General features: G+C 58.2%; 6 protein-coding genes. 1 reads left to right on the top strand and 5 read right to left on the bottom strand.

Annotation, left to right across the window (positions count from 1 at the left end; genetic code table 11):
• Positions 1 to 199: 199 nt before the first annotated feature.
• The 4 genes from HPT29_RS02230 to HPT29_RS02215 form a co-directional block, all read right to left on the bottom strand.
• Entirely contained in the window at positions 200 to 838 is a 639-nt protein-coding gene (locus HPT29_RS02230; protein ID WP_259060429.1) for a phospholipase D-like domain-containing protein, read from the bottom strand.
• A gap of 166 nt (positions 839 to 1,004) precedes the next feature.
• On the bottom strand, positions 1,005 to 3,251 hold the full coding sequence (locus HPT29_RS02225) for a DUF8724 domain-containing protein (RefSeq protein WP_173947442.1): 2,247 nt from the start codon (positions 3,249 to 3,251) through the stop codon (positions 1,005 to 1,007).
• Between the two features lie 10 nt (positions 3,252 to 3,261).
• Complete coding sequence (locus HPT29_RS02220; RefSeq protein WP_173947443.1) at positions 3,262 to 7,449, bottom strand: DEAD/DEAH box helicase family protein; 4,188 nt, start codon at positions 7,447 to 7,449, stop codon at positions 3,262 to 3,264.
• A gap of 38 nt (positions 7,450 to 7,487) precedes the next feature.
• A complete protein-coding gene (locus HPT29_RS02215) occupies positions 7,488 to 9,065 on the bottom strand; it encodes a hypothetical protein (protein ID WP_173947444.1) in 1,578 nt (525 codons plus the stop codon).
• Between the two features lie 1,445 nt (positions 9,066 to 10,510).
• On the opposite strand from HPT29_RS02215, the gene HPT29_RS02210 reads away from it, so the two are divergent.
• Positions 10,511 to 12,091 (top strand): Eco57I restriction-modification methylase domain-containing protein, encoded by a 1,581-nt coding sequence (locus tag HPT29_RS02210; protein ID WP_173947445.1) that lies wholly within the window; start codon positions 10,511 to 10,513, stop codon positions 12,089 to 12,091.
• On the opposite strand, the gene HPT29_RS02205 is transcribed toward HPT29_RS02210, so the two are convergent.
• Positions 12,088 to 13,098, bottom strand: a complete 1,011-nt coding sequence (locus tag HPT29_RS02205) for a BsuBI/PstI family type II restriction endonuclease (RefSeq protein ID WP_173947446.1) — start codon at positions 13,096 to 13,098, stop codon at positions 12,088 to 12,090. The two genes, HPT29_RS02210 and HPT29_RS02205, sit on opposite strands and share 4 nt — an antisense overlap.
• Positions 13,099 to 13,550 lie beyond the last annotated feature (452 nt).

Below are 13,550 nucleotides of genomic sequence, written 5' to 3'. Positions count from 1 at the left end.
ACGTTGAGATTGTCTAATTTCAACTGTCAGGGATGAGGTAGAATGTCGGCTTTTGAAGTGAAGAACAACAGTCTCCTCCCACCCTCACCGCACTTTGCGCAGCATCTCTCAGAAAAGAGTGCTATTGGAGACAGCAAACTCCCTCTATTCTTTCGCGCACTTCGTACCAGACTGTCGTTTTGACAGCAATTCGGCATATTCAGTAGGCGATTGGCTGAGCTATGCCTAATATGGCGGAGACCACAAAGTGGACCGTTTTTGCGGCCTCGCCCTTGACCACAACACCCATTTCGACGCTGTGCCTGCGGTACCTCAGGAAGTTCGCTGATCCGAGATAGGCTAACCTGTCATCAGCGAGCACCACCTTTGCGTGAAAGGTCTCATACTCCCTTACCTCTACAGGGAGGTAATAATCAAAGACCTGAACACTCCTCGCGCAAATCTCCGAAAGGATTGGGCGTACCTCGGGCCGGATCTTGGAACGGTTGCGGATTACTAAAATTTTCGTCGCGGCCTTGGACGATGACAGAATATCCAGTGCCCATCGCGCTCCTTCCTCGTTCAAGAATGGCGTCATCACCACGAGTGAAAGGCTCGCCGACGCAGCTAGTTCCTGGAACGCAGTATCGGTATGTTGCACGAGCACGTGGCGCAAGCCGGCGCTGGGTAACCTGTCGCCTAGGATGCTTGGCTTTGTCGGCATTGTGATCGTGACCTCGGGCGCGAATTCTCGTATGGCCGCCCGTCTCCCTGAGTCTGCGCCGCGGAGGGTAGCTGCGAGTTCGAGGTTGCAGGCTGTCGGGTTTGGCTTCCATCGTTCGGGACCTCCATCGAGCACGCGCGCAGTGCAAAGGACAGCGGCGGCTGCGGCGAAGCCTGGTGCGCGGCTACGGCTACGGCCACTGGTCACCATTCGCTCGACGCTTCCCACGTCCCAACCGACAGAGGCTGTGACCACCTCGGCGGCGTCAGCCAGGCGATCACCCAATTGGGTAACGAGGGCATCAACGAACCGGGAATCGATCATCGGTGGCCGACCGCATACGGATGACATCCCGAACTACAGGATAGTAACCTTTCACAGACGCCTGCTTGGGAAGCGTCACATCCCAGTGCGGCTTTGCCATGCCCCGTAGCACAGAACGCGACAAGAGGTTGTTACGCGTTAGACAAGATATCTCGGGAATGAGGACGCAATCAGGGCAGGCACCGCCGCGCTCATCGCAAATTGCGCCCGAACCGCAGCGTAAACTGTCCGGGTCGAGCATTGTGGAGAGGATTGAATTGCCGACACCAGGACTAGTGGCCGTTCGCCAGGCTGAGGCGATGTAGCCAAGGTCCATGGTCGTTCCGCGGCGATAGACTGCAAAGGCGAGGTCCGGCACGAATAGATGCTCCGACAGGCTCCCAATATCAAGGCCGGACACTCCGGCTACTGAGTGGATCAGCTGGTGCGCTATGGTGTGGAGCAATGTGTAGACGTAGGCGTATACGTTTCGACTAAGCGCCCCTGGTCTGTTCCGGTACTCGTCCAGCCACGGCGAGAACCCGTGCCGGTCGGGACCGCCGATTGCTGAGTACGCATCGATAAGGGCCGCTCCGAGACGACTATTCGGCGAAGGAAGCTTGAAGGGTATGCTGTTCGCCTCCAGCCATGCCTTCACCATGTCCTCATCGAGGCGGACGTAAAGTGCCTCGTTATCTTGCCGAATGGTGTAAATTGGCTGAACCATTTCCCGATCCATTCGAGCAAGCGGGAATAGATTAAGCCGCACTGGCATATCCCACCGCTCCTGCGTCTTCTTCCGGCTAACCCGCGGTCCTGACTCCACCCGCGTATACCCAAAGGTGAACTCGCAGACCGGGAACTTGGTGACGAGACGCATGTCCGCGATGCCAAGCAGCGACAGTTGCCCAGCAATCCGCCGCTTCACTTCTTCGAGGTCAGCGGTGGATAGGTCAGGGATGATTGGATCTTTCGGCTCCCGGACGTTGGCGAACTTGGTCGAGTCTCGAAGGACGTCAGCGTCGAGCGTCTTGTGCTCGACTGCCTGCCGGAGTGGTTCGAACTTGCGCTCCGCGCGCTGGATTCCGTTTACGGCTTGGAGCAGCTCCGGAGTAGCCTGAAACGCGTCTGGCAGGATCTTCTCGTCCCGTAGCCGGTCAAGCGCCCTGCGGTTTTCTTCTCGGGCGTTGTCGGCAAGCGCAGGCTCTCCTTGCCGGTCCAAAAATTCAATAGTTTTCTTGCGAAGATTGTAGCTTTCCCACTCTCGCTCAAGGTTCTTCTCCTTCAGGATGCGCTCGATGTCGGGATCAGTTAAGACTTGAACCGGGTATCGATACTCTTGCGCAGCGAAAGCCGCCAAGTCGCCACCCCGATTGTGGCGCAGCATCTCGTACCAGCGGTTTTCCTCAAACGCGAGCACCCGGTCTCCTTGGGCGTAATAGGCGCTGTTGGCTCGATAGGAGACGGGCTCCATGTTGACCTCGACGCGCTGGTTCGCCCCAGCGCGAATACCTTCGCCGAGGAGGCGGAAGCTATCGTCGTCCGCAACCACTGGAAGTTGTTGCGCTGTACCACACGCGGAGCACTCCAGGCGCCACTTCGCGAAGACTGGGGCCGAGCGGTTAAGGAGGAAGTGTTCGTTGCCGCAGGTGCAAGACATGCGGCTCCATTTCACCTCCCCATTGTCGTAGCGGTTCACGCGCACCCCAATAGGCCGCCACGATCCCGACCAGTGCACGAGAACAACATCAAGCTGCTCCCAGCTCGCTTTGCAGCCCCCTTTGTCCTTCTTCGGACAGCCGTCGCAGATCCGGTCTTTCCCTGCTTCGAACTGCCCAATGTCAGCGTAGTCCTTGATGAGCCGACATTCCCGGCACACGAAGGTAAGTGGCGCCGGCTCGTAGTGCATCTCCTCTGGCGAGACAAAGCGGACGCGGTCGGGCTGAAGTCCAGGTGAATGTGGATCCCGCAGAAGTTCCTTGTCCAGTGCAAGGCGTGGTTCCACTGGTGGGAATCCCTGCGGGCGCGGGCGGGTCGCTTGCTCGTACCAAGATCTCACACGTGCGTTGATTGCCTCCAGGATTTGCTCGCGGAGGATCAAAGAAAGCTTTGGGACTTCATGCCCGGCAGCGGAACGTGCGATGCAGGCACCCAATCCTCCTTCGAACGTGAAGAATGATTCCGGCGCATAGACGGTTGCGATCTGCGTCCGCGAGCGCGTCATGGTGAAAACGTCGTTGGTCATCCTACCCTCTTCAGCGCGTCCGGCCGCCACTGCGAATGAACCGCATGACGTCTTTGAAGCTCTCAGCGGATTTATCCCCGCGCTTACCACGGTAATACGGTTCAATTAGCCCTGGCACGTCGACATCCCGCAACGATGTCATAGGAGAGTCGATGCCCATCGATTTCCAGAAATGCTCCAGCTTGCCCGCAGCGAGCGGATGCTCAACCATTCGGACGAAGTCACGGACCGCCCTAAGGACGAGTTGCTCGAAGTGCCCTTTCTGCGTGTCTGCGCCACCGTGGGGCTGGTCGGCGCCAATGCAGTCCAGACAGTACTGGACCAAGTTTGCAATGAAGCGATCTTCGCCCATTGCTGACTTGAGCCTCCGCACAGTCGCGATGTCTTTGGGAATTTGAGCGCCCTGTTTGCGGGCATCGTCTTTGATGTAATGAGCTTGATAAACGACGCCTACAAGCCAGTTCTGGATGAGTGAAGGAATCGCGCGCTCCACGGCCTTGTCCGTCCACCGCTCCACTGCCGGAGGCGCGATCATCCGCTCCAGAAAACGGTGAAAAGTCCCGTGAACCTCCATGACGAAGCGGTCGCGGCGGTTCTGAGGCGTCGGTATGAGCATTGAGAAACCGACGTGCGTGCGGCCAACACGCGAACTCGCCTGGATGTACTCGTCGATGGCCGTCGGCATACCCGCAAAGAACATTGAGTTGAAGTTTTCGACGTCAACACCGTGCGACACGGCCGAAGTTGCAACGATCATGCGGAGCACTTCGCCCACATTCTCGGGCGTCGCAGGGTCGAGCCGCTTCTCCGCCTCTGCGACAATCCCCTCAATGAGCCCGGCTTCGACGCCGCCGCTGATAAGGCTGGTCCGGACATTTTCAATCACTGCATGCCTTCCAAAGTCGCGGTGCTGACGATCGGCGATGCCGGGGAGCGCGGATAGAATCTGATCACCGCCCTTCTTGTTAGTGACGTAGGTAAGCGCGACTCGGTGCAGGTCGACGATCGAGGCGAGCACGTTGGGCGCCATCCGAGCGAGCGCTGCATCGTGTCTCGAACGGAGCGGGCCGTCTGAGAGGTGATCGCGGAGGAGCGCCGCAGCCTCGGCCTCCCTTGCCGGATCACGCGAAAGGAGCCCACGAAGGAGGTGGGTGATTCCGGCCGTGAATGCCCCGAGCACCGTCACTGACCCAGTTGTGTGGGGGCATCCGTTTGTGAGGAGGCTCACGTAGATCCGGGCCCATGGAGCGTACGTTTCGATGTCTTTTTGGTTCGGTGAGGTGTCGGCCGCGTCGTTGCGGTCACTGGCTGTTTTCTTGAACCGGAGTGGGTCAGCGTAAAAGGAGCGGTATAGGCGCGGTCCCTTGTAAGGGAACTGACGAACCCTCTTCTGGTACAGCACTTGGATCTGCCGGGCGGGATCAGATATTGTTGCCGTTGCCGCCACCACCTTGGGCAATCGGATACGCGTCGGGGCGCTTGGGATACGGGTCATCTCATCGCCCGCAAAATCGGCCAGCGACTGGAACCAGTGGTATAATGTTGTCTCGAAAAGTCCCGCAAATGTCCCAAGGCTTTCCTCTAGGAGATGGGCCTCGTCCTGGATAATGAGGGATGGGACAGGATCGAAGAAGGAGTGCACACCGGATTTGAACGCCGGATAAACCTGCTTCAGCCCGGGCTGAAGCTTAGAATGGTCGCCGTACGGCATCGTGACCAAGCCATTAGGATCTGTGAACCTAGCCAGGCCGAACATTCCTGCGATCTTGTTGATAGTGCTCCAGTGCTGGCCAATGAGCGCGAGCTTGTCGACAGTCCCAAGTAGGATGGGCGGTGCGACCCTGTAGATGTCCTCGTCTACGAGAACGAACGGCAGCGGCCGCACGTGCGGCGCCGTCACTCTGTTCCAGCGACACTTGACCTCAAGGCAGACGATTCCAAGGCGTTCTTGCTCCTTTGGGAAACGGCGCATGCCTGTTGGCTTGTCGCAGAATGGGCATTTCGGGAGCTTGTTGTAGTCGGCTAGAACCGCGCAGTAGCCGCCGTTCTGGAGGTTGCTTGCTTCATCGCGGTGTTCGGCTGTCCCAACTGCGGGGACGCACTCGAACTCCTCCATAAGCTTACTACCATCCATGATCCTGTTCGGGGTCGAACTGCCGCCTACCCAGAAGCCAATCTCCATCGCGTCGCCGCCGATCTCTTCGTCCCTTCGGATCAACTCCGCTTCGGCAAGCACACGGGCGAGACGGCGTGCCTGCTGTGCCGTTAGTAGACGAAGCGGGTATCGGATCAGCGCCGATACACCGCGGTGCTTGCCGCGCAATCGGTCAAGAAATAGCGTGAATACTAGGAGGCCGTAGAACGCCTCCGACTTGCCTCCGCCCGTCGCGAAGTAGAGAAGCGCTGCTGCCTCGATTGAATCAGTGTTCGGGCCGTAGAAATGCTCGAACTCCTTGATCCTAGTCGATGGTGAGACGAGGTTCGCGAGGACAAAAGCGACTTGGAAGAGACGCCATCCGGCCTTCGATGTATCCCAACCCCGGCGCTCCGCGGCCTTCAGGAAAGTCTGGTTGGTGAGAACCCACGCTCGGAATGGAACCGCGCGTTTGCTTGCTGGATCAACCAGCCAAGCCTTGCGGCTCTCCTCCAGGATCGAGATGCCTGCTTCTAGCTCTGAGATCTCTTTCAGGTACTCGGAAACGTCGTGCTCGTATTTCTCGGTCTCGCGACGTCGCGTGGTAACATCGGCGGCAGGAACCCCGGCGGTCGGGTCCACCTTGGCTTTGACGAAGTCCCTGATCCATTCCGAATACGCTTTCGGTATCCATCTAAGGGCAGACAAATCTTGCGCGGGATCCGCAAGCGTGCGGAAGGTGACATCGACCGAAGGGATCACCTTGGCTACGATCCTCGGCAGGGTGTAGCGCGGAACCCATGTCGTGCAGATTCGGGTTGTGCCGTCGGATGACGCTCCCGTAACGCCCGAATTCCATCCCGTGGCCAGCACGTCGTGAAAGCCGTGGATGTCGTAAGATGGCTTCACACGCTCCAGTACGTAAGGAACCAGTGCCGCTGTTGGCAGGGAGAGTTGGAGGCCGACCTGATATAGCCCGCTGTCGAGTGCCTTGTCGTCCGACGAAGCTGATCGATGTAGCAAGCCAATCGCGGCGTGGACGAGCTCGGGGTCGACCGGGTCTGCCGCCCATTCTACCGTGATCTCGGGCTTCTGCTTGGGCCAGAGGCGGTCCATCTGTGGCGCTTTCTGGCGCACTCGTGTCAAGGCTGCCTCCCACGCTGCCTTGGTTGCGAAACTGCTGGGCGGCAGTGCCATGTTCCGCCAGGCGTTGAGCTGCCCCTCGTCGGATGCGATGAACGCACGGTAAGCAGCCTCGATAGCTCTCTCCATTGCTTCGGCATGAGCCGTGACGGCAGCCTCGCGCCTCGTTATGTCTGCCTCGATTGGGAGCTCGAGCAGGGGCATCGTGACATGAAGGCGCTTGAACTTCGGCGGGATCTCCTCGGACGTGCAGAGTGCGTCGGGGAACACCGCATACTGGATAGTATCTACCACGGTCAAAGCAGGGGTGGTCGCTTCGTCGCCACCTCCGTCCTCGCCTGGTTGGGTCACCACAGACAGTACCTGGGGTGTGTCAGCCATGAACGTGACACCGCGTCCAGCTAGGATCTCGCGGTAAACGTCATTTAGTATCACCCGTCGAGTCCGGCTGTCACCTTGCTCCTTCCGCCTCGTCGCGATGGCCCGGGCTTCTTCGTTGATGTCACGACGAACATCAGGCCGCAGCCGCGCAGGAGGACGGATTGGCCGGACTGGATCGACGAGTTCGTCCCATGTCGGGAGGACGCGTACGTAGACAGCCAAAGACGGTTGCACCTGGATACTACCCCCAACGGCGAGGCGCAGGCGTACGGAGGCACCGTGAACGGCAATTCGGATATCGCTTGTCTCGTCCTCACCATTCGCGTCAATTTGATTAAGCAGGAAGCCTGAGACGAACTGTTCGGATGGCTTTTGTCCGATCACAATTTCACCGAACCGCCCAATGCCGCTCACCTTCGCGGACGTGAGATTGATGAGGGCGTCGCAAACCGCTTCCTTACTCTCCTGGGCCGCGTCCTCATCAGAGATCACGTTATTGATGTCCGGCAGCGTCAGAATAGTAGGGTCGACGGTATTCATCAATGGGACTCCATATGGACCGGACTGGCTAGAACTAATTAGGTTTTCGACTGCACCACTGTGACCGCTGAAACAACTGAGAAGCGTCTACTCAATTCCTCACGTAGTTCGCGCAATTCCTGCTCGAGCGCTGGGTACTGCCGATAGAACGGTTCCGGATGCACGACGAACTCGAGCGATCGGTTGCTTTCCTGCAACCCAGCCTGGATCGCTTGGACGCGGGCATTGACGACACCGAAGCGCCAGAAAATATCTACCATGTCCATCGGTAGCTCGATGGCCTTGGTCCAGCACTTGAAAGTCAAGCCCGAGCGCGGGGCGTCAGGCCGGCCCGATACGCGGCCGCACTTCATCCAACGCATCACATTTTGGCGTTCGTTCAGACCGAATGAATGATTCGGGTAGCCCATCTGGTGTGCCGCAACGCGCATCCGTTCAAGGATGCGATTGGCCTTGGTGTGGGCGTCACCTGGGATTGCTGCAAGCGCGGAACGGACCGTTTCGTGGTAAATCTTGAGAAAATCGCCCGTCTTCCCATCGATTGGAACTGGACCGAGGATGGCGTCAAGGCGCTCGTAGAGATCCGCTGTCACGACCAGGATCTCGTTCCCGGGACTGATGGTGCGTGCCTCTGTCCGTTTGAATGGGGTAATAGCGTTGTCCTGGCGTACAAGGCAGTCAGACGACTGGAAGAGCCTGAGGCGGTATCCATCCTCGGTCGCGATCTCGGTGACAGGCCCTCGTGTACCGGTTCCGCCTCCGACGGTCAGGTCGATCAGCAGTCCTCCTTTGAATTCCGGTGCCACCACCTGATCGAAGTCGAAGCCAGTCAGGTCGCCCTCGCACTCGTTGAGAGCCTCGATGATCGTCGACACCCGCTTGCCGGGTGGGCCTTGGAACAGTCCCTCAGCCTCCTTGAAGGCTGACCGTAGGGATCCGAGCGCGCCTCCGTCGCCGACAATTTCCATGTGGTCAGGAAGTGACGGCCACATGACGATGCGGCGTACAGCCCGAGCTGTCGGGTGGATAACGAGCATCGTATCTACGGGTGCTCCGGGTCCAGCGTCGGCGAGGCGCGCAGCAAATGTGTCGGGTGTAGCGAGGATGACCTTCTCTCCGATCCGCTCTGGGTCGAATGGAAAGCGGGATGACGCGATCCAGTCTTCGATCGCCGCGAGCACAACAGGATCACGAAACACTGCTAGAATGCGGTTGGACTTCCTAGCCGCCCGGGCAAATACATCACGTACAAGGATCGCAATGTCGGTGACCTCAAGATAACCGTTAGCCATCTTGTTCAACGCATCGCGGAAACGATGGAGGTCCTGTGAGAAGCTGCCAGCCCCTGAAGCCGCGGCCATTAGCCGAGCGTGGAACGAAGAGTATGTGTAATCCACCAGCGTTGCAGCCTCGACGCCCTCCTTCTGTAAGCGGTCGTGCGTATCCCGAAACTGGCTAAGGCCGATAGGAAGGCAGGCAATGTTCCTTAGGAAAGTGATGCCCGCGATGATCGCATCGGCGGCTTCAGACAGTCCCTGTTTCCGCAAGAAAGTGGCTTGCTCGACCCACTGCTTGCGGAACGCTGCGATACCAGCGTCGCGGACGTGGATCCTCATGGCGCTATCAGTCCATTCGGGCTCTCGACCGTCCGACGTGAAATCGACGGGCCTCTGCTTGGTGATGGCAGTAACCTGCACAGTGTCCGCCCTAGGGAGACCTGTTGATAGGATCTCGGCAGCCCGTCGGGCGAACCAGGGGTCTGATGCCAGTACGACGAGGGCTGGCTTCCGGCCCCGCCGTGTTGATAAGAACTGCCGCATGCTCTTGAGGCGATTTACCCAATCCTTTGTCTCGCCAAATGGGATCGATGTCCCATCGAAAACAATTACCTCGCAGTTATCACGGAGACGAGTGTTCGCTTTATAGTCTCTGGTCCACTTGTGCTCCTCTTGGCGGAGACCAAAAATGGCCATTGGCACACGGTCGACGCACCTGACCTCGGCGAGCATCGGCCCAACTCCGATCAATGTGCGCTTCGAGCCAATATCGGCGAGGAAGCTCGCATCTGCGGCAGCGTATGGGTCACCTCGTGTGGTCTCGAGTGACGGTGTGAACAATCCGACCATCTCGCGGAGATTCGGATGTGAAATCGGCTGACGACCTCTTTGGACGCGGTCGACTGGGGCAGATGCGAGTGCCTTAAGGAGATAGGCGTGCTTGTACGGGGCAGAGCCATGCTGCTCCCTGGGCATGGACAGGAGGAAGCGCTTGTAAGTCTGCGAGATGTCGTGTTCGTCCAAGAAGAGAGATTTCAGCCCAATAACGGAGGATGGTTGGTAGGGGTACCAACCAACCGTAGAGCACCCTTCAGGCCTGGCAGCCTGTGCCGCAATCAAACCTGCAATGGCACAGGCCATTGGGCGCCCAATCTTCTCGGGCCAAGATAGGACGACCCCATCACGGCCGTGCAGGATCGCGAGCGCTACGGCGTTGGCGGTGGCCTGCGCGGCCGGCGCCATGCGAACCACGATATCTGGTTCAGAATGATGATAGAGTCTGATTTCCAGTGCGGGCAATGGAGGCGGCGCTTCGCAAATGGCTCGCCCACCACTGGAAAGCTCCCCGGGAGAAGGCTGCACCGCTAATTTGGGCGCATTGCGCTTCTCCGCCAGGAGCTTTATGCGCTCAGCTCTCTTCCGCTTTGCCTCTTCGACGTCCGCCAGGGTCGCCCCACCCGGCCATCGACGGCTCTCAGGCGCCCCCATCCCTGACCCCGCAAAGTAGTTGGGCCGATAAATGTTAACATTCAGCCGGCTTAGATTTTAATCCTTTGCACCGCTGCTGTGTCAACGCCCTTCATTGGGCAGGTTGAGATTTTTTGTACTGCCCCTTGTGGGGCGGCTTGTCTTCTTCCTGTAGACCGAACCTACCCGAAATTGCTATGTAGAGCTGGCTACCTTTGCACCCGGTTTCAAAAATTTCTAACTCGTCGCACGTGATCCCTTGTGGAAGTTGCATTGAGCGGGTCGATCTCAGCCGCTTGGGCGGCTAATGTTGACCTATGAATGTTCTATCGCCCCGCTCTTTCGCCGAACCATCTACTGATCCAGTCGAGCTCGCTGACCTTGTCGGCTCCGCGTATGCAGAGCAGGTCACGGCCGATCATCGTAAGGATCACGGTCTCTATCTAACACCACCGGCAGTCGCCCGCTTCATGGGCGAGCTTGTTGGCACGCACCTCGGGACGGCACGGATCCTTGATCCGGCTGCCGGTGGCGGCATATTAGTGTGCGGCGCCGTTGAGGCCATGCTGTCCAAGGACAGCCGCCCTGATCGGATCGAGGTGACGGCTTACGAGGTCGACCCCGCGCTGGCGCGAGAGTTGCAGCAGGTTCTAACGAGTCTCGCCGAATGGGCCGGCAAACGCGGAGTAGAACTCACCTTCGAGGTGCGCAACAAGGATTTCGTACTTGCCAATGCTGACGCACTCGAAGGTCTTGGAGGGCTGTTCGCGCCCGGCCCTCTGCGTTCTTATGATGTCATCATCTCGAACCCGCCATACTTCAAGCTGAATAAGCAGGACCCGCGCGCCCAGGCTGCACTCAGCATCGTGCACGGCCAGCCAAACATCTATGGCCTGTTCATGGCCATCGGCGCGTCGCTGCTCCGGCCAGCTGGAGACTTCATCTTTATTACGCCTCGCAGTTTTGCGTCTGGACCCTACTTCCGAGCTTTCCGTGAGCGCTTCTTCTCGGTGATTCGCCCGGAGTTCATGCACGTCTTCGGTTCGCGCCGTGATGCATTTGCCCGCGACGCGGTCCTCCAGGAAAACGTGATCCTCCACGGTGTGCGCGATAACAACTGGTCCGACGGCCAAGTTAGAATTAGTACAAGTGCTGGGGTCAGCGATTTGGAGGAGCGTCAAGTCCGTACCGTCACTATACCCGATGTCCTTGACCTTACGTCGCGAGAGCGGGTTCTACGCATGCCTGCGACGCAGTCCGACGACGACATCATGCGGCTGGTCGACGGGTGGCCGGGATCGCTTGCCGCTTACAAGTGGAAGATCTCGACTGGCCCAGTGGTGCCGTTCAGGGCCCGCGAGTTCCAGAGCAAGGAGGGCGGGCCCGAATACGTGCCGCTGCTGTGGATGAACCATGTGCGGCCAATGCAAGTGACGTGGCCTCTCGCACGCCACAAGCCAGAGCACATCCAAAACGTGCCTGCATCTCAGTACATCTTGCTCCCTAATTTAAATTACGTTCTGCTGCGTCGGTTCTCAGCCAAGGAAGAGAAGCGGCGATTGGTTGCGGCTCCTTACCTTGCCCAGAACTTCGACGTGCCGATGATCGGGCTGGAAAATCATCTCAACTACATTCATAAACCAGGCGGGTCGCTGTCCGAGGATGAGGTCTTCGGGATCACAGCACTGCTCAATTCCAGCCACCTCGACACGTGGTTCCGCGCTGTAAATGGCAACACCCAAGTCTCGGCGACTGAAATTCGGTCTATGCCCTTACCTCCTCACGATGTCATCGTCGCGCTGGGGCGCATGGCCCGAGGTGTAGTGGACTTGGCAGGTATCGACGAACTGGTGGAGCAAGTGTTGCGGACTACCCCTGAAGCACTCTGCCCCTCTTAGTTGAACGATTGCACAAGCAGGTGCTTCGCTGGATCACCCTGGATCCATATGAACGTGCCAACAGCAACGTTCCCGTGCTTTCCCTGCCTAGCAGCAGCTTCCTTCCATGTCTGATAGGTCGTCGTGAAATCGATCCCGACCTTTCCGCATCGCTTTGCCAAGGCACTAAGTTGCGCGACCTTGTGGAGGTCTACCTCTCCATCGCTAGTAACCGCCTCAATGACCCAGAGCCGATCTGTCTGCCTGTTCCAGAGAAGTACATCCGGCATTGCATCGGCCAAGGTCAGCTCAATGCCAGCCTTCGCGAGCTTCGCCCGATCTTCGTCGGTGATCCGGTCTCCGTCGCCGTCATCCACATAGACCACCTCGTAGCCCTTGAGGAACCGAGCTGCATACTGGTCAATGCTTGCCTGAATGAGCGCGCTGTGGCCGGTACCAACGAGGAGCTTGGCTGCTTCTGCGGCTAGCGCCTGAAACTCCCGCCGCGCCCGGACAGCGTCTTCCGCTGACCATTTGCTGAGCAAGGCCTCCCACTGGTCGTCCGGCGCCCTCAGTACCGCCTTCAGATCCTCACTCAGCCGATATGCGGAGTTCGGCGACTTGGCGACGGGATGACCTGATATGAACTCACCTTCGTGCAGCAAGATAGCCTCGATCCCCCCGAGGTCGCGCAGTGGCTTGATCCAGTAGTCCCGGCCTTCTCGATCGAGCTTGAACTCATTCCGCTGAAGAATTCCAATATGACAGGCGAGATGCGCCGTCGTCGCGCCATCCGAGAACGTAGCGCCCTCTGGGGCCTTCGCGAACCAGCTTGGGGTTTCGTTGTCCATGAGAGCAAATACCCCATCCACTAGGTCGACATTGCTCCCGAGGTGAAGCTGCGTCAGCACCTTGCGGATTTTCACCTTCGAAACGCCCTGAAAGGTGTCGGGAACGGCCGCGCCTAACTCTTTCAACCGCGCTGCGCGCAGCTCCATGATCTTTACATTAAGCCCGCCCTTCGCCACCGGTTCGCCTCCGTCAAAGCGGAGCCGTTCTACACGCAACCGCGACAGTATTGGAGTCCAAATTTGTCGACTACCCCAGAGTGCCTAGGAGATCGCGTGTACCTGTTGGTACACATAGCTGGCCCACAGACGATCATTGCCTCACGGTAAACCATTGAAAATGTTGAGTTTATCAATATTTGGTTCTCCTCCCCTCAGCTCCACCAAGTAGTCATGTTTCCCCTATATATGAGTAAAGCTCAGCCCTGTATGTGCCGCAAATTAGGACTTTATAGGCTTCACCAATTAATCAGAGACAGTTTGCGCCATCTTTACAGGCGAAGTACATAGACTCTACACGCCGCCGTCTCAGGCCCCTTCCATATATTTTCCAAGCTGGCGTCTATACAATTTAGAGACTAATTTGTACGTAGCAGATACTGTATCCCAGATTTTGAATGTTAAGATATTTG

The sequence above is a fragment of the Microvirga terrae genome (assembly GCF_013307435.2).
GTDB classification, from domain to species: Bacteria; Pseudomonadota; Alphaproteobacteria; order Rhizobiales; family Beijerinckiaceae; genus Microvirga; species Microvirga terrae.
This window is presented reverse-complemented; position numbering and strand designations above follow the sequence as displayed.